We start from the raw sequence: 18,239 nt of genomic DNA, 5'->3' as shown, positions 1-18,239 counted from the left end.
TGCAGTCACATAACAGGAACGAAAGTCGCGGACTGTGATGCATTCCTAGGTATTCTTGTCCTAATGGAATTGAACGACCCGACATGCCTCCCGAGCTGACAGCTGCACTGGCGCTTTGCCGCAACCTCCCCTCGCCGCCCGGTATTGCCCTGCGCATCATCGAACTGGCCCAGGATCCGGAAGCGGACATCGCAACCGCTGCGGACATCATCGCCATCGACATGGCGCTGAGTGCCCGCATGCTGCGCATCGCCAATTCGCCGCTGTACGCCAGCCGGCGCCGGATCGAGAACCTCGGCCAGGCGCTGACCATGCTCGGGCTGAACGCTACGATCAGCCTCGCCCTGGGCTTCACTGTCACCCAGGGCCTGACCGGCAAAGGCGGCGCCGACCACGACCTGCGCCAACGCGCCTGGAAGCGCAGCATCCTCAGCGCGCTGGCGGCCAGCCAGCTCGGCCAGGCCCGCGGCCTGCGCCGGCTGGAGGAGCTGATGCTGGCCGGGCTGCTGCAGGACATGGGCGTGCTGTGCCTGGCCCAGGCCGAATCCGAACGCTACCTGCCGCTGCTGCGCGAAGCGCGCGACAACCCCGACCTGATCGCGCGCGAGCGCCAGGAACTCGGCTGCAGCCACGCCGACGTCGGTGCATGGGTAGCCGAGGAGTGGGGCCTGCCGCGTTACCTGGTCGACAGCATCCGCCACAGCGAAGACGAAGGTGCCGCCGAGAATCCATTCCAGGCCTGCGTACAGCTGTCTGGCGCCGTTGCCGACATCTGGCTGGATGAAGACGCCGATGCCGCCCGCGAGCGCGCCCTGCAGCAGGTCCACGACCGGCTGGAGCTGGACAGTGCACGCTTCGACCAGGTCCTGGCCCGGATCAGCGAAGCGCTGCCGGACATCGCCAGCCTGTTCGAGAACGGCCTGAATTCGCCGGCCCGCGTGCGCGAGCTGATCGACCACGCCCAGGAGCTGGCCACCCTGCGCAACCTGCGCGAGCTGCAGGATGCCGACCAGGCCCGCCGGCGCGCCGATGAATTCGAGGCCCGTGCCAAGCGCCTGGCCGACCAGGCCCATCGCGATGCCTTGACCGGCGTGCTCAACCGCCGCCAGCTCGAAGCCGTGCTTGAACAGGAATTCCTGCGTGCCGGCCGCCATGGCTGGCCGTTGTCGGTGGCCTTCATCGACCTGGATGATTTCAAGAAAATCAACGACGCCCACGGCCACCTGACCGGCGACGAGGTGCTGCGCGTCTTTGCCGGCAAGCTGCAGGGGCAGCTGCGCAACAGCGACACCGTGGCCCGCTTCGGCGGCGAGGAGTTTGTCGCCCTGCTGCCCAATACCAGCGAATCGGTGGCGCTGGACGTGATCCGCCGGGTGCTGGCCAACATCGTCGCCACTCCGATGGCGGAACTGGAAGGCGGTCCGCTGTTCATCACCTTCTCGGCCGGCGTGGCCACTCAGGGCGGCTACGAGCGTTTTGCCGGCGTGCAGGACCTGCTGCGCGCTGCAGATGACGTGCTCTACCGCTCCAAGAACCTGGGCCGCAACCGGGTCATTGCACGCTCTCCCGGCGAACTCGGGCATGATGAACTGTCTGCCACTGCGGGCGCCGAGCTGGGCTGAATGGTGCGCCCCGGATGTACGGGGCACACCGGTATTTTGCGCCGCAGTGCACAAAACGCTTTGGCCGCGCGCCGCTTGCGCGTAGAATCGCCCGCGATTTCCACGCACCCGAGGTCCCTATGTCCAAGCTCGCCTATCGCCGCATCCTGTTGAAACTTTCCGGGGAGGCGCTGATGGGAGATGAGGACTACGGCATCGACCCCAAGATCATCAATCGCCTGGCCCGTGAAGTCGTCGAAGCCCAGCAGGCCGGCGCCGAAGTCGCCCTGGTCATCGGTGGGGGCAACATCTTCCGCGGTGCAGGCCTGGCCGCTGGCGGCATGGACCGCGTCACCGGCGACCAGATGGGCATGCTGGCCACGGTCATCAACGCGCTGGCCATGCAGGATGCGCTGGAAAAAGTGGGCGCCAAGGCCCGCGTGATGAGCGCGATCAAGATCAACGACGTGTGCGAGGACTACATCCGCCGCCGCGCCATCCGCCATCTGGAAAAAGGCCGCCTGGTGATCTTCGCCGCAGGCGTCGGCAGCCCGTTCTTCACCACCGACTCGGGCGCAGCCCTGCGCGCCATCGAGATCGGCGCCGACCTGCTGCTGAAGGCAACCAAGGTCGATGGCGTGTACGACAAGGATCCGAACAAGTACAGCGACGCCGTCCGTTTCGACAGCCTGAGCTACGACGAAGTGATCCGTCGTGGCCTGGAAGTGATGGATACCGCCGCCTTCGCCCTGGCCCGTGACAGCGACCTGCCGATGCGCGTGTTCGACATGGGCCAGCCGGGCGAGCTGCTGAAGATCCTGCACGGCGAGAACATCGGCACCCTCGTCCAGGGCCGCGACCCGGCCTGAGGCTGAGCGCAAGGCGACCTCCGGGCCGATTCAGGCCCGGCGGCGTCCCGTATTCGCCTATAATCGCCCGATTCCAGTTACATCCAGGACCCTGGCGATGCTCAACGACATCAAGAACAACGCGCAGACGCGCATGGCCAAGAGCATCGACGCTCTTAAGCACACCCTCACCTCGATCCGCACCGGTCGCGCAACGCCGGCCCTGCTGGACCGCGTCACGGTCAATGCTTACGGCAACGCCAGCACGCCGCTGAACCAGGTCGCGTCCATTTCCAACCCCGACGCCCACTCCCTGCTGGTCACGCCCTTCGACAAGAGCATGATCAAGGAGATCGAGAAGGGCCTGTACAACATCGAGCTGACCCCGAACACCATCGGCACCTCGATCCGCGTCAACCTGCCGCCGCCGACCGAAGAGCGCCGCAAGGAACTGACCAAGCAGGTACAGAAAGAAGGCGAAGGCGCCAAGATCGCCGTGCGCAACATCCGCCAGGATGCGAACAAGGAAGTCGCCAAGCTGCTGAAGGACAAGGTCATCAGCGAAGACGAGAAGAAGCGCGGCGAAGACGATATCCAGAAGTTGACCGACGCCAACATCAAGGACATCGATAAGGTCGTCGCCGACAAGGAAAAGGAACTGATGTCGGTCTGAAGTCGATGCCTTCAGTCCCGCCTCCCCTGCCGGCCGCCCTGCCGCGCCACATTGCCATCATCATGGATGGCAACGGGCGTTGGGCACAGCAGCGCCGTCGCCCCCGCGTCATCGGCCATCGGGCCGGTGCGCGTGCGGTCAACCGTACCATCGAGCGCTGCCTGGAACTGGGCATTCCGGCGCTGACCCTGTTCGCGTTTTCCAGCGAGAACTGGGGCCGGCCGCAGGAAGAAGTCGATGCGTTGATGAAGCTGTTCCTCGGCGCGCTCGATCGCGAAGTGGACGAGCTGCATCGGCGCGGCGTGCGTGTGCGCTTCATCGGCGAACGTGAGCGCTTCGGCGCCGGGCTGGTCAGCCGCATGCAGCTGGCCGAACAGCGCACCGCCGACAACAGTGCCCTGACCCTGTCGATCGCCGCCAGCTATGGTGGCCGCCAGGACATCGCCCGTGCCGCACGCGCGCTGGCCGTTGAAGTGGCCGCCGGCCGCCTGCTTCCCGAGCAGATCGACGAATCCCTGCTGGGGCGACAGGTGGCTCTGGCCGACCTGCCGCCACCGGACCTGTTCATCCGCACCGGCGGCGATACCCGCATCAGCAATTTCCTGCTGTGGCAGCTGGCGTATACCGAGCTGTGGTTCACCGAAGCGCTGTGGCCGGATTTCGACGCCGCGCAGCTGCAGCTGGCGCTGGATGCCTACGCCAGCCGTGAGCGCCGCTTCGGCCTGACCAGCGCCCAGATCGCCGCCCTGGCCACCGAGACGTCCAGCCCATGACCAAGACCCGAGTCCTCGCCGCGCTGATCATGGCGCCGGTCGCCATTGCTGCGATCCTGTTGCTGCCCACGCAATGGCTGGCCGCCGCCGCTGCTGCCGTGCTGCTGATCGGCCTGTGGGAATGGCTGAAACTGGCCGATGTCGAAGACACCCTCGCCCGCACCGTGCTGCTGGTCCTCAACCTTGTGTTGATGGTGCTGCTGGTGTGGGCTGATGCCGGCACCCTGGTGCTGTTCCAGATCGCGACCCTGGTGGGCGTGGCCTGGTGGCTGGGCGCGCTGGTGTGGCTGCGCTTCTTCAACTTCGGCGCGCAACCCGGCAGTCCGGCACGCATCCTCAAGCTGCTGGCCGGTACCCTGGCGATCGTCCCGGCGTGGGCGGCGCTGGTACTGATCCATGCCGGCGGCGACCCGCCGGGCCATCAGGGCCACCTGTGGCTGCTGGCCGCGCTGGCGCTGGTCTGGGCCGCTGATTCGGGCGCCTACTTCGCCGGCCGTCACTTCGGCAAGCACAAGCTGGCACCGCGGATCAGCCCGAACAAGACCTGGGAAGGCCTCGTCGGTGGGCTGATCGCCGGTGTTGCGGTGGCCGTCGGCCTGGGCTGGCTGGCCGGCATCGATGCCGCGCACCTGCCGGGCCTGCTGGTCACCTCGGTGGTGGCCGTGTTCGCCTCGGTACTGGGCGACCTGTTCGAAAGCCTGATCAAGCGCCATGCCGGCGCCAAGGATTCAGGCCACCTGATCCCCGGCCACGGCGGCGTGCTCGACCGCGTCGACGGCGTGCTGGCGGCCATCCCGGTGTTCGCACTGGGCAAGGAAATCTTCGGGTTCTGACCATGGATGCTGCTGCAGACCTGCGCCGGGTCGCCGTGTTCGGCGCCACCGGTTCGATTGGTGCCTCCACGCTTGACGTGATCGCCCGCCATCCGCTGCGTTACCAGGCCACCGTGCTCGCCGCCGGCCGCCAGGTACAGGCGCTGCTGGCCCTGTGCCGGCAGCACCGGCCCGCGCATGCGGTGATCGCCGACGAAACCCTGTATGCCGAACTGCGTGACGGCCTGCGCGATGCCGGCCTGGCCACCCAGGCCCACGCAGGCCATGCCGCGCTGGACCAGCTGGCGGCCAGTGACGCCTGCGATACCGTGGTTGCCGCGATCGTCGGCGCCGCCGGCCTGTCCTCGACCCTGGCCGCCGCTGCGGCCGGCAAGCGCATCCTGCTGGCGAACAAGGAATCCCTGGTACTGGCCGGCGAACTGCTGACCCGTACCGCCGAACGTGCCGGCGCCGAGATCATTCCGATCGACAGCGAGCACAGCGCGATCTTCCAGTGCCTGCGTTCACGTGATGCCAGCCTCGACGGTGCCGGCGTGCGCCGCATCCTGCTGACCGCCTCGGGCGGACCGTTCCGCGGGCGCAGCCGCGCCGAACTGGAGCAGGTCACCCCCGCCCAGGCCGTGGCGCACCCGAAGTGGTCGATGGGACCGAAGATCTCGGTCGATTCGGCGACGTTGATGAATAAAGGCCTGGAAGTGATCGAGGCCCACCATCTGTTCGGCATCCCCGGCGAGCGCATCGAGGTGCTGGTGCACCCGCAGAGCCTGGTGCATTCGCTGGTGGAGTTCGTTGACGGCTCCACCTTGGCGCAGATGGGCCTGCCAGACATGCGCACCACCCTGGCGGTGGGCCTGGGCTGGCCGCAACGGATCGAATCGGGCGTGTCCGGGCTGGACCTGCTGACCCAGGGCCGGCTGGATTTCGAGGCCCCCGACACCGACGCCTTCCCCTGCCTGGCCCTTGCATGGCAGGCGATGCGCGCCGGTGGTACCGCCCCGGCGGTGCTGAACGCCGCCAACGAAGAGGCTGTTTCAGCGTTTCTTCAGGGCCGCATAGGCTTCCTGACCATTCCGACGCTGGTTGCTAACGCTCTTTCAACACTGCCGACCGAAGCAGCCGATACACTTGAGGTTCTGTTGTCCGCCGACCAGCGGGCCCGCCAGCTGACCCTGAACGCCATCGCCGCCACCTGAACAGCGCACCCATCCCGTATGACGCCGCCGCCCGTGTCCGCCAATGTGAACCTGCATGACTGACTTCATCGGATCGGTCTGGTGGATGATCGTGAGCCTTGGGCTGCTGGTCACCTTCCACGAATTCGGGCATTACTGGGTCGGGCGCCTGTGCGGGGTCAAGGTACTGCGCTTCTCGGTCGGCTTCGGCCGTCCGCTGTGGTCGCGCCGCGACCGCCATGGCACCGAGTTCGCCATCGCCGCCATTCCGCTGGGCGGCTATGTGAAATTCCTCGACGAACGCGAAGTCGAGGTCCATCCGCACGAGCGCGGCCAGGCCTTCAACCACAAGACCGTATGGCAGCGCATCGCCATTGTCGCCGCCGGCCCGATCGCCAACCTGCTGCTGTGCATCCTGCTGCTGTGGGCGATGTTCGTGATCGGCAAGCAGGACTATTCCGCAACCGTGGGCCGCGCTACGGGCATGGCCGCCACGGCCGGGCTCGGCAGTGGTGACCGCCTGCTGAGCGTGGACGGCCGTGATGTGATCACCCTGGGTGAGGCCAGCATGGCCCTGACCGCGGCGGCGATGGACCGTCGCGATGTGACCCTTGAAGTTCTGGACCCTGCAGACCAGCTGCGCTCGCACACCCTGCCGCTGTCGCAGCTTCCGGCCGGTTTCGATGAACGCCGGGTTCCGATCCTGGCCGGCGTGTACTGGCGTGCGTGGCTGCAGCCGCCGCTGGTGGACAACATCGTGAAGGGTTCGGCGGCGGAAGGTCACCTGCAGACCGGCGATCTGATCGTGGCGATCGACGGCCAGCGCATCGACAGCGTCGAGCAGGCCATCAGCGAAGTGGGCAGCCTCGGCCGCCGCGGTGGCCCGGCGATGATCGAGGTGCTGCGTGGCGGCGAGCGCCTGGCGCTGGAGATCACCCCGCGCCAGGGCAAGGACGGCAAGGGCCAACCCACCTGGCAGATCGGCGCCGGCTTTGCCCAGAGCTACAGCCCCGCCTACGACACCCTGCTCAAGTTCGGCCCGCTGCAGTCAGTGACGGTGGCGGTGCGTGAAACCGGCAGGATGGCCGCCGATTCATTGGCCATGATGGGCCGGATCGTCACCGGCAAAGCCTCGCTGCAGAACGTTTCCGGCCCGGTCACCATTGCCCGGGTCGCCAATATTTCGGCCAAACGTGGCGTGGATTGGTTCATCCAGTTCCTCGCCCTGCTGTCGCTGAGTCTGTGCATCATCAACCTGCTGCCGATACCCATCTTGGACGGCGGCCACCTGCTGTATTACCTTATCGAGTTGGTCAAGGGCAGCCCGCTGAGCGAGCGTGCCGTCGCCGCCGGCCAATACATCGGCCTGGCGTTGCTGGCCGGGCTGATGGGATTGGCGTTCTACAACGACATCCTCGGCCTGGTCCCGCGATGAACTTTTCCATGTTTTTGCCGTCTACAGCGTCGGCATCCCTTACCAATGAAATCGACCTTCCTACCGGACGTGACATGACGCGACTCCCCAATCGCCGCCTGCTGGCCCTCGCCCTCGCCGCCGTCACCGGCGCTCCCGCCCTGGCCCAGGCAGCCGAGCCCTTCACTGTCAGCGACATCCGCGTCGACGGCCTGCAGCGCATCAGCTCCGGTACGGTGTTCACCTACCTGCCGGTCGAGCGTGGCGAGACTGTCACCGACAGCAAGGTCGGCGAGACCATCCGCGCCCTGTACAAGACCGGCTTCTTCGAAGACGTGCAGCTGGATCGCCAGGGCAGCATCCTGGTGGTGACCGTCAAGGAACGTCCGGCGATCAACAAGCTGACCGTCACCGGCAACAAGGACATCAAGTCCGACCAGCTGCTCAAGGGCCTGTCCGACATCGGCCTGACCGAAGGCGGCACCTTCGATCGCCTGAGCCTGGACCGCGTGACCCAGGAACTTCGCCGCCAGTACAACGACCGTGGCAAATACACCGTCGACATCACCCCGACGGTGAGCCCGCTGGACCGCAACCGCGTCGACATCGCCATCGCGATCAAGGAAGGCAAGGCGGCCAAGATCCGCCACGTCAACATCGTCGGCACCGAGAAGTACGACAGCAAGGACATCCTGGAGTACTGGGAGTCCAAGGAGCACAACTGGGCGTCGTGGTACCGCCGTGACGACCAGTACTCCAAGGAAAAGCTGTCCGGCGACCTGGAGAAGCTGAATTCCTGGTACCTGGACCGCGGCTATGTCGACTTCAGCATCGACTCGACGCAGGTGTCGATCAGCCCCGACAAGCGCGACATGTTCATCACCGCCGGCGTGACCGAAGGTGACCAGTACAAGATCTCCGAGATCAAGGTCAGCGGCGATACGATCCTGCCGCAGGAAGACGTCGAGCGCATGGTCGTGCAGAAGTCCGGCGACACGTTCTCGCGTGCGCTGCTGGAATTCAGCTCCGACTCGATCACCAACTCGCTGTCCAACATCGGTTACGCCTTCGCCAAGGTGAACCCGATTCCGACCACCAACCGCGCCGAGCAGACCGTGGCGGTCAACATGCAGGTCGTGCCCGGCCCGCGCGTGACCGTCCGCCGCATCATCTTCAAGGGCAATACCCGCACCTCCGACGAGGTGATGCGTCGCGAAATGCGCCAGTTCGAGAACAGCTGGTACTCGCAGGCCGCGATCGACCGTTCCAAGATCCGCCTGCAGCGCCTGGGCTACTTCGAAGCGGTGGAAGTGGAAACCCCGCCCGTCAGCGGCAGCAACGACCAGGTCGACGTCGTCTACAACGTCAAGGAAACCACCTCGGGCAGCTTCGTGTTCGGCCTGGGCTATTCGCAGTCCTACGGCATGACCACCTCGGTGCAGCTGTCGCAGAACAACTTCCTCGGCGGCGGCAACCGCGTGTCGGTCGAAGCCTCGCGCAGCAGCTACCTGCAGCGCTACGGCTTCAGCTACACCAATCCGTACTTCACCGATGACGGCGTCTCGCTGGGCTACAACCTGTCCTGGCGCGAGCTGGACTACTCCGACTTCAACACCGCGCAGTACAACAGCACCAACGGTTCGGCGCAGGTGGTGTTCGGCGTGCCGATCACCGAGACCGACACCGTCTCGCTGATGTTCGGCATCGACAGCAACCAGATCACCACGTATGCGGGCTCGACTCCGAAGTCGATCATCGACTACATCGATGCCGTCGGCAGCCGCACCTTCCATGCATGGCGCACGGAGCTGGGCTGGGCGCGCGACTCCCGCAACGACTACTTCATGCCGACCCGCGGTACCTACCAGCGCGTGGGCCTGGAAACCACGCTGCCGGGTTCGACCATCGAGTACTACAAGCTGAACTACCAGATCAGCAAGTACTGGCCGATCATCCCCTCGCTGGTGATCAACACCCGCGCCGAAATCGGCTACGGTGATTCCTACGGCAACGACAAGACCCGCGTGATCGACAACGGCGACGGCACCACCCGTACCGTCACCGCGTCGGGCCTGCCGTTCTACGAGAACTTCTACGCCGGTGGTACCAACTCGGTGCGTGGTTTCGAGGACAACACCCTCGGCCCGCGTGAAGTCACCAGCGGTTACCCGAACGGCCAGCCGCTGGGTGGCTCGCTGAAGACCGTCGGTTCGGTCGAAGCCTACTTCCCGCGCCTGTTCGACAGCCCGTCGGCCCGTGTGTCGGCCTTCGTGGACTTCGGCAACGTCTACAACGGCACCGACAACTTCAAGGCCAACGAGCTGCGCGTGTCCACCGGTGTGGCCCTGCTGTGGCGCGCCCCGGTCGGCCCGATCTCGATCAGCTACGCGTTCCCGCTGAAGAAGAAGGACGGCGATGAAATCGAACGCCTGCAGTTCACGTTCGGTGGCCAGTTCTGAGGAACGACGTTCCTCGGAACTGATCCACCTCCGGTGAATTGCCCGCGCATTTCACCTATCCCCCGCGCCGCTGGCGCGCCCCCCTTAGCAGAAGGGGGGCTCTCCACCAGACGGGTTACGAAGCGCCGGGCATTGCCCGGCGTTTTCGTTATTGAAGCGCACGCTGACGCGCTGTGAGCCGAGTATGGCTCGGCGCTGCAGGCGACTGTGGACGTTGGATCCGCTCGCGCGCGGGAGACCATCCGGTGATGGTGCAGGGGGCTGAGCAGGACCGTTGGCGCCATGGATGGTGCCATCGAGCCCCCAGGGATGGGTTTACGGCGTGTCCTGGGCAGCCCCCTGCGCCATCGCCCCACGGATCAACCAGGCGCCGGCTTTTGCTCCCGCATGACCGCAATGGCGTCACACGTTAAACTCCCGCCGTGAATACTCCTACCTACACCGCCCAGCAACTCGCCGATCAGTTCGGCCTGCAGGTCCATGGCGACCCGAGCACCGCCATCCATGGCGTGGCCACCCTCGCCCATGCCGGTGCCGGCCAGCTGACCTTCCTCGCCAACCCGCGCTACCGCGCCCAGCTGGCCGACAGCCAGGCCGGCATCGTGGTCCTGCGCGCCGAGGATGCCGACGCAGCTCCCGGCACCGCGCTGGTTGCCAAGGATCCCTACACCACCTTTGCCAAGATCGGCGCGCTGTTCGACATCGCCCCGACCCGCCCGCCCGGCATCCACCCCAGCGCGGTGATCGATCCGCAGGCGCAGGTCGCCGCCAGCGCCCACGTCGGCCCGTTCGTCACCATCGGCGCACGCAGCGTCATCGGCGAGAACTGCATCATCGGCGCCGGCAGCATCATCGGCGAAGACTGCACCCTCGACAGCGGCTGCGAGCTGATCGCCCGCGTCACCCTGGTCACCCGCGTCAAGCTGGGCAAGCGCGTGCGCATCCATCCCGGCGCCGTGCTGGGCGCCGACGGCTTCGGCCTGGCAATGGATGCCGGCAAATGGATCAAGGTGCCGCAGCTTGGCGGCGTGCGCATCGGCGACGACTGCGAGATCGGCGCCAACACCTGTGTTGATCGTGGTGCGCTGGAAGACACCGTGCTGGCCGAGGACGTCCGCCTGGACAACCTGGTGCAGATCGCACACAACGTGCAGATCGGCGCCCACTCGGCCATCGCAGGCTGCACCGGTATTGCCGGCAGCGCCAAGATCGGCCGTTACTGCCTGCTCGGCGGCGCCGTTGGCGTCGTCGGTCATCTCGAAATCTGCGACAAGGTCGTGATCACCGGCAAATCGGTGGTCCGCAACTCCATCACCGAGCCGGGCGAGTATTCCTCCGGCACGCCCCTGACCGACAACCGCACGTGGCGCAAAAACGCCGCGCGCTTCAAGCAGCTTGATGCACTGGCCCGTCGCATCCTGTCTGTGAGCAAGGAGAAAGAATGAGCCAGCCCCAGACCCTGCCGGACATGGCGCAGATCCAGACGCTGCTTCCGCACCGCTACCCGTTCCTGCTGGTGGACAAGGTGGTGTCGATCGACTACGAGAAGCGCACGATCGTCGCGACCAAGAACGTCAGCATCAACGAGCCGTTCTTCCAGGGCCACTTCCCGGGCCAGCCGATCATGCCCGGCGTGCTGATCATCGAAGCCATGGCCCAGGCCGGTGGCGTGCTGACCCAGCTGACGCTGGGCCGCGATGCGCAGTCCAAGCTGTTCTACATGGTCAAGGTCGACAAAGCCCGCTTCACCAAGCAGGTGGTGCCGGGTGACGTGCTGGAAATGCACGTCGAGATCAAGCGCGTAATCCGCAACATGGCCGTGTACGACTGCGTGGCCAAGGTCGACGGCGAAGTCGTCGCCTGCGCCGAGGTGCTGTGCGCCGGCACCCGCGAATGACCCTGGCTGGAGGCCCGAGATGAGCGACAACGCCCCCCTGATCCATCCCACCGCCGTGATCGATCCGTCGGCGCGCCTGGCCGACGATGTCCGCGTGGGCGCGTTCACGATCATCGGCCCGGAAGTCGAAATCGGTGCCGGCACCCAGGTCGGCCCGCACTGCAGCGTGCACGGCCCGACCCGGATCGGCCGCGACAACCGTTTCATCGGCCACGTCGCGGTCGGCGGCGAGCCGCAGGACAAGAAGTACGCCGGTGAACGCACCGAACTGGTGATCGGCGACCGCAACGTGTTCCGCGAGTTCGTCACCCTCAACCGTGGCACCGGCGGCGGCGGCGGCATCACCACCATCGGCGATGACAACTGGATGCTGGCCTACACGCACGTGGCCCATGATTGCCACGTCGGCAACTTCTGCGTGTTCTCCAACAACACCACGCTGGCCGGCCACGTGACCGTGGGTGACTACGTGATCATCAGCGGCTTCGCCGGCGCGCATCAGTTCTGCCGCATCGGTGCGCATGCCTTCCTCGGCATGGGCGCGCTGACCAATGGCGACGTGCCCCCGTTCACCATGGTCGGCACCGACTCGCTGGGCCGCCCGCGCGGCATCAACAGCGAGGGCCTGAAACGCCGCGGATTCGACCCCGAACGCATCACCGCCATCAAGCGCGCCTACCGCACGCTGTACGTGGCGGGCCTGCCGCTGGCCGAAGCCAAGGCGCAGCTGGCCGAGCAAGCGCGCGACAGCGACGACGTCAAGTCGATGCTGGACTTCATCGAACACACCGAGAGGCACCTGCTGCGATGAGCAGCGCGACCGGCCAGGCGCCGGCCGGCGCCGAGGTGATTTCGCTGGCCTCGATGGCCGGCAGCGTGCCTGCACACCGGGTGCTGAGTGATCGCCCGTTGCGGATCGCGCTGGTCGCCGGTGAAGCCTCCGGCGACCTGCTCGGTGCGGGCCTGATACGCGAACTGAAAGCCCGCTTCCCGCATGCCGAATTCGCCGGCATCGGCGGCGATGCGATGCGCAGCGCCGGTTGCCAGACCTGGCACGATGCCAGCGAACTGGCGGTGATGGGCCTGACCGAAGTGCTGCGCCATCTGCCGCGCCTGCTCAAGCTGCGTTCGGCGTTCCGCCAGCGTGCGCTGGAGTGGCAGCCGGATGTGTTCATCGGCATCGATGCTCCGGACTTCAATCTGGGCATCGAACGCTGGTTGAAACAGCGTGGCGTGCGCACCGTGCACTACGTCAGCCCTTCGGTATGGGCATGGCGCGAGAAGCGCGCCGAGAAGATCGGCAGCAGCGCCGACCTGGTGCTGTGCCTGTTCCCGATGGAACCACCGATCTACGCCAAGCACGGCATCGACGCGCGCTTCGTCGGCCATCCGATGGCCGATGACATCCCGCTGCACGTCGACCGTGAAGCGGCCCGGATCGAACTCGGCCTGCCCGCCTCGGCCAAGGTGCTGGCCGTGCTTCCCGGCAGCCGCCTGGGCGAGATCTCCAAGCTCGGCGAAGCCTTTTTCGAGGCCGCCTGGCAGGTGTCCGAGCGCATTCCCGGCCTGCACGTGGTGGTCCCTGCGGCCAACGCGGCCTGCCGTCGCCTGATCGAAGAACAGCTGTCACGCTCAGCACTGCCGGTGGCCTATTCGCATGTACTGGACGGCCAGGCGCGCAACGCGATGATCGCCGCCGACGTGGTGGTGCTGGCCTCCGGCACCGCGACCCTGGAAGCGATGCTGGTGAAGCGGCCGATGGTCGTCGGCTACCGGGTCAACGAACTGACGTACCGCCTGGTGAAGGCGCTGGGGTTGATCAAGGTCGACCGCTTCGCCCTGCCCAACATCCTTGCCGGTCAGGACCTGGCGCCAGAACTGATGCAGCACGACTGCACGCCGGAGAAACTGGCCGCCGCTGTCCAGCAGTGGTTCGACCACCCGCAGCGGATCGCCGACCTGCAGGGCACCTACACACGCCTGCATGAACGCCTGCGCCGCAACGCATCGGCGCGCGCAGCCGATGCTGTCGGCGAACTGCTGGTCCGCGGCCAGGAAAAAGCATGAGCCGTCGCCATGCCGCGGCCGCCAGCCTGGCCCTGTTTGACGGTGCTGCGGTGATCGACCCCGGCCACCGCATCGCCGGTGTCGACGAAGCGGGTCGGGGACCGCTGGCTGGCCCCGTCGCGGTGGCAGCGGTGGTGTTCGATCCACAGCGACCACGACTGAACGGCCTGGATGATTCCAAGCAGCTGACCGCGGCCCGCCGCGAGCAGCTGCACGACCGCATCCTCGACCGCGCCCTGGCCTGGCACGTGGTGCTGGTGGACGTGGAAGCCATCGATCGCCTGAACATCTATCAAGCCACGCTGCAGGGCATGCGCGATGTCGTCGCGGCGGTGGCCCACGTGGCCGGCTTCGCCCGCATCGATGGCAACGTAGTGCCCAAGGGGCTGGTGCTGCCGGCGCAGGCGCTGGTCGGCGGCGATGGCATCGACCGCGCGATCATGGCGGCCTCGATCCTGGCCAAGGTCTCGCGCGACCGCTACATGCTGGACCTGCACGCTCGCCACCCGCAGTACGGCTTCGACCAGCACAAGGGCTACGGCACCCCGGCGCATCTGGCCGCCCTGCGTGAACACGGGCCGTGCGCGGAGCACCGGCGCAGCTTCGCCCCGGTGCGCGCGTGCCTGGAAACGCCGGCTGTCGCGGCCATCGCCTGAGCCTGCTGGAGTTGCAGAGCCGAGCATGGGCTCGGCTCTACAGAAGGCGGCCTCCAGCACGCCTGAACCCGGCCGTCTTCCCGGGCATGTCAAGAGCTTGTCGCCACCCCCTGCCCTCGCTACCCTGACCGGGCACTCCAGCGCTTCCCGACCCCGGCGACGATTCCCGCGTCTGCACCCGGGGCCTGCGCGCTCCAACCTGGTCCGGCATGTCCAACTCCCGCTTCGTACATCTCCACGTCCACACCGAGTTCTCGCTGGCGGACTCGACCATCCGCGTGCCGGCCAAGCCGGACCAGGCTGACCCGAAGAAGGCCAAGCAGGCCAACCTGCTGTCACGTTCGGTCGAACTCGGCCTGCCTGCGCTGGCGGTGACCGACCTCAACAACCTGTTCGCCCTGGTCAAGTTCTACAAGGCTGCCGAAGGCGTGGGCATCAAGCCCATCGCCGGCGCCGACGTGATGATCGCCGAGGAAGGCCAGGACCCGTGGCGGATGACGCTGCTGTGCCGCGACCGCGAAGGCTACCTGAGCCTGTCGCGGCTGCTGACCCGCGCCTGGATGGAAGGCCATCGCCCCGAGGGCGGCGTGGCCGTGCACCCGGACTGGCTGAAGGCCGGCAACGCCAGCCTGTTCGCCCTGGCCGGCCGTGACAGCCTGGCCGGGCGCTTGGCGCTGGATGGCAAGCATGACCTGGCCGAACAGCAGCTGGCCGACTGGCAGCGCGTGTTCGGCGACGGTCTGCACCTGGAGCTGACCCGCACCGGCCGTGATGGCGAAGAAAGCTTCAACCAGTTCGCGTTGATGGCCGCCGGCCAGCGCGGCCTGCCGGTGATCGCCAGCAACGACGTTCGCTTCCTGTCGCCGTCCGATTTCAGCGCGCACGAAGCGCGCGTGTGCATCTCCACCGGCCGCGTGCTGGATGATCCCAAGCGCCCGCGCGAGTACAGCGACCAGCAGTACCTGAAGTCGGCCGAGGAGATGTGCGCGCTGTTTGCCGACATCCCCGATGCAATCGACAACACGCTGGCGCTGGCCGAGCGCTGCAACATCGAGATGCGCCTGGGCACCTACTTCCTGCCCGACTATCCGGTGCCCGACGAGGAGACGCTGGACAGCTGGATCCGCAGCGAATCGCGCAAGGGCCTGGCCGCGCGCCTGGAAAAGAATCCCATCGCGCCCGGCATGACCGCGCAGGATTACAGCGACCGCCTCGAGTTCGAGCTGGACACCATCATCAAGATGGGCTTCCCCGGCTACTTCCTGATCGTGGCCGACTTCATCCAGTGGGGCAAGGCGCAGGGCATCCCGATCGGTCCAGGCCGTGGTTCCGGTGCCGGCTCGCTGGTGGCGTGGGCGCTGCAGATCACCGATCTGGACCCGCTGCCGTACAACCTGCTGTTCGAGCGCTTCCTCAACCCCGAACGCGTGTCGATGCCCGACTTCGACATCGACTTCTGCATGGACCGTCGCGACGAAGTCATCGACTACGTCGCACGCAAGTATGGCCGCGAGCGGGTCAGCCAGATCATCACCTACGGCACCATGGCGGCCAAGGCGGTGGTGCGCGACTCCGGCCGCGTGCTCGGCTTCCCCTATGGCCTGGTCGACGGTGTCGCCAAGCTGATCCCGAACATCCTCGGCATCTCGCTGAAAGATGCGATGGGTGAGGGCAAGGACAGCGAGATGGCCTCGCCCGAGCTGATCCAGCGCTACCAGAGCGAGGACGATGTCCGCGACCTGATCGACCTGGCGCGGCAGCTGGAAGACCTCACCCGCAACGCCGGCAAGCACGCCGGCGGCGTGGTGATCGCGCCCGAACCGCTGAGCGAGTTCTGCCCGCTGTTCGCCGAACACGATGAAGAGGGCCGCGGCAAGAATCCGGTCACCCAGTTCGACAAGAACGACGTTGAAGAAGTCGGCCTGGTGAAGTTCGACTTCCTCGGCCTGCGCACGCTGACGATCATCGACTGGGCGGTGAAGGCGATCAACAAGCGCCACGAGCGCGCCGGCATTCCGCCGGTGGACATCACCCAGCTGCCGCTGGACGATGCGCCCACCTACAAGGACATCTTCGCCTCGGGCAATACCGGTGCGGTGTTCCAGTTCGAATCTTCGGGCATGCGCCGCCTGCTGAAGGACGCCAAGCCCGACCGTTTCGAAGACCTGATCGCGCTGGTGTCGCTGTACCGGCCCGGCCCGATGGACCTGATCCCCTCCTTCGTCGACCGCAAGCACGGGCGCGAAGACGTGGAGTATCCCGATCCGCGCACCGAGCGCATCCTGCGCGACACCTACGGCATCATGGTGTACCAGGAGCAGGTGATGCAGATGGCACAGATCGTCGGCGGCTACTCGCTGGGCGGCGCCGACCTGCTGCGCCGTGCGATGGGCAAGAAGGTGCCGGCGGAAATGGCCAAGCACCGCGAGATCTTCCGCGAAGGTGCGGCCAAGGACGGCGTCGGCGAAGCCAAGGCCGATGCGATCTTCGACCTGATGGAGAAGTTCGCCGGCTACGGCTTCAACAAGTCGCACGCCGCCGCCTACGCGCTGGTGAGTTACCAGACCGCCTGGCTCAAGCGCCATTATCCGGCCGAGTTCATGGCCGCGACGCTGTCTTCGGACATGGACAACACCGAAAAGGTGGTCGGCTTCCTGGACGAGGTACGCAACCTCGGCCTGACCGTGCTGCCGCCGAAGGTGAACCAGTCCGCCTTCATGTTTGAAGCGGCCACGCCGGACACGATCCAGTACGGCCTGGGTGCGATCAAGGGCGTCGGCCAGGGGGCCTGCGAAGCGGTGGTGGACGAGCGCCTGCGCGGCGGCGACTACACCGATCTGCTCGACTTCTGCACGCGCATCGGTTCGGCCAAGCTCAACCGGCGCACGCTGGAAGCCATGATCAACTGCGGTGCGCTGGATGAGCTGGGTCACAACCGTGCCTCGCTGATGCTGCAGCTGCCGGAAGTGATCAAGGCCACCGAACAGATGGCGCGCGAGCGCGCGTCCGGCCAGAACTCGCTGTTCGGCGGTCCGGATCCCGGCGCGACGACGATCCAGCTCGACCTGCCGCAAGCCGAGGAGTGGCCATTGCTGCAGCGCCTCAACGGCGAGCGCGACACGCTGGGCTTCTACCTCAGCGGCCACCCGTTCGACCCCTGGCGCGACGACGTGCGCGATCTGGTCGGCACCGACCTCGGCTCGGTGGAAAAGATCTGGAGCGCCAACAGCAACAGTGGCGGCGGCGAGAAGCGCTGGCGCCCGGAAGTGCAGACCGTGCTTGCCGGCCAGGTGGTCGGCGTGCGCCGCAAGGGCGAGAGCCAGATCTTCATCCAGCTGGAAGATGGTCGGGGCCGCGTCGAATGCAGCGCGTTCTCCGATGCCATGGCCGAGTTCGGCCACCTGATGACCAAGGACCGCATCCTGGTGGTCAAGGGCGGCCTGCGCGAAGACGAATTCAATGGCGGCTTCGCGTTACGGATCCGCCAGTGCTGGGACTTCGACGAGGTCTGTGCGAACTACGCCACGCGCCTGTCGCTGCGGCTGGACCTGCGCCAGCAGCGGCCGGTGTGGGAGCGCATCGATGCCCTGCTCGACCGCCATCGCCCCGGCCGCACGCCCCTGCGCCTGGACCTGTTGCTGAAGGGACCCGATGGCGGCATCGCCGGCATGCTCGATGTCTCCGGGCAGAGCGCGGTGCGCGTCGATTCCAAGCTGATGGAGGCGCTGCGCGCCGAACCGGCCGTGCGCACGCTGAAGGTGCGCTACAGCCCACCCTGGGCCAGCTGAGGCTGGCCCCGGATCCGTTGTTGTTTTCCCGCTGCATACGTCAAGGACGATTGCCCGC

At 66.5% G+C, this 18,239-nt stretch carries 14 protein-coding genes; all 14 read left to right on the top strand.

Translation table 11 applies throughout. From position 1 onward, the window contains the following. Window positions 1-83 precede the first annotated feature (83 nt). The 14 genes from QP457_RS07285 to dnaE all read left to right on the top strand — a co-directional run bounded on the left by QP457_RS07285 (window position 84) and on the right by dnaE (window position 18,181). Window positions 84-1,622: a GGDEF domain-containing protein gene (locus QP457_RS07285; RefSeq protein ID WP_100552016.1), complete on the top strand. Its 1,539-nt coding sequence runs from the start codon at window positions 84-86 to the stop codon at window positions 1,620-1,622. A gap of 119 nt (window positions 1,623-1,741) precedes the next feature. Continuing rightward, window positions 1,742-2,470 (top strand): UMP kinase, encoded by a 729-nt coding sequence (gene pyrH, locus QP457_RS07280; protein ID WP_025877663.1) that lies wholly within the window; start codon window positions 1,742-1,744, stop codon window positions 2,468-2,470. A gap of 97 nt (window positions 2,471-2,567) precedes the next feature. Continuing rightward, complete coding sequence (gene frr / locus QP457_RS07275) at window positions 2,568-3,122, top strand: ribosome recycling factor (RefSeq protein WP_089239845.1); 555 nt, start codon at window positions 2,568-2,570, stop codon at window positions 3,120-3,122. Window positions 3,123-3,127: 5 nt separating this feature from the next. Continuing rightward, complete coding sequence (uppS, locus tag QP457_RS07270; RefSeq protein ID WP_205404014.1) at window positions 3,128-3,895, top strand: polyprenyl diphosphate synthase; 768 nt, start codon at window positions 3,128-3,130, stop codon at window positions 3,893-3,895. Beyond that, window positions 3,892-4,728, top strand: coding sequence for a phosphatidate cytidylyltransferase (locus QP457_RS07265; protein WP_025877667.1), 837 nt, complete (start codon window positions 3,892-3,894; stop codon window positions 4,726-4,728). Before uppS ends, QP457_RS07265 begins: the two co-directional genes overlap by 4 nt. Before the next feature lie 2 nt (window positions 4,729-4,730). Continuing rightward, window positions 4,731-5,921: a 1-deoxy-D-xylulose-5-phosphate reductoisomerase gene (locus QP457_RS07260; RefSeq protein WP_180164162.1), complete on the top strand. Its 1,191-nt coding sequence runs from the start codon at window positions 4,731-4,733 to the stop codon at window positions 5,919-5,921. Window positions 5,922-5,976: 55 nt separating this feature from the next. Beyond that, the gene (gene rseP / locus QP457_RS07255) at window positions 5,977-7,335 is read left to right on the top strand and encodes an RIP metalloprotease RseP (RefSeq protein ID WP_205404015.1); all 1,359 of its coding nucleotides are present in this window, start codon (window positions 5,977-5,979) and stop codon (window positions 7,333-7,335) included. Window positions 7,336-7,409: 74 nt separating this feature from the next. Next, window positions 7,410-9,773 carry an outer membrane protein assembly factor BamA gene (gene bamA, locus QP457_RS07250; protein ID WP_205404016.1) on the top strand — a complete coding sequence of 788 codons (2,364 nt, stop codon included), beginning with the start codon at window positions 7,410-7,412 and terminating at the stop codon, window positions 9,771-9,773. 422 nt (window positions 9,774-10,195) lie between these two features. Further along, a complete protein-coding gene (gene lpxD / locus QP457_RS07245; protein WP_093817747.1) occupies window positions 10,196-11,218 on the top strand; it encodes a UDP-3-O-(3-hydroxymyristoyl)glucosamine N-acyltransferase in 1,023 nt (340 codons plus the stop codon). Next, window positions 11,215-11,670 (top strand): 3-hydroxyacyl-ACP dehydratase FabZ, encoded by a 456-nt coding sequence (fabZ, locus tag QP457_RS07240; RefSeq protein ID WP_089239833.1) that lies wholly within the window; start codon window positions 11,215-11,217, stop codon window positions 11,668-11,670. Before lpxD ends, fabZ begins: the two co-directional genes overlap by 4 nt. Before the next feature lie 19 nt (window positions 11,671-11,689). After that, on the top strand, window positions 11,690-12,481 hold the full coding sequence (lpxA, locus tag QP457_RS07235; RefSeq protein WP_100552012.1) for an acyl-ACP--UDP-N-acetylglucosamine O-acyltransferase: 792 nt from the start codon (window positions 11,690-11,692) through the stop codon (window positions 12,479-12,481). 53 nt (window positions 12,482-12,534) lie between these two features. Continuing rightward, window positions 12,535-13,737 (top strand): lipid-A-disaccharide synthase, encoded by a 1,203-nt coding sequence (gene lpxB, locus QP457_RS07230; RefSeq protein ID WP_240196373.1) that lies wholly within the window; start codon window positions 12,535-12,537, stop codon window positions 13,735-13,737. Continuing rightward, complete coding sequence (locus QP457_RS07225) at window positions 13,734-14,393, top strand: ribonuclease HII (protein WP_180164156.1); 660 nt, start codon at window positions 13,734-13,736, stop codon at window positions 14,391-14,393. The genes lpxB and QP457_RS07225 overlap by 4 nt, the downstream gene beginning before the upstream one ends. Window positions 14,394-14,602: 209 nt before the next feature. Then, window positions 14,603-18,181 (top strand): DNA polymerase III subunit alpha, encoded by a 3,579-nt coding sequence (gene dnaE / locus QP457_RS07220; protein ID WP_205404017.1) that lies wholly within the window; start codon window positions 14,603-14,605, stop codon window positions 18,179-18,181. Window positions 18,182-18,239: the final 58 nt, after the last annotated feature.

Origin of the sequence: Stenotrophomonas sp. As-7 (assembly GCF_030291015.1) — a bacterium.
GTDB classification, from domain to species: Bacteria; Pseudomonadota; Gammaproteobacteria; order Xanthomonadales; family Xanthomonadaceae; genus Stenotrophomonas; species Stenotrophomonas lactitubi.
Note: the sequence above shows the minus strand (reverse complement) of the source record. Positions and strands in the feature narration are given on the sequence as shown.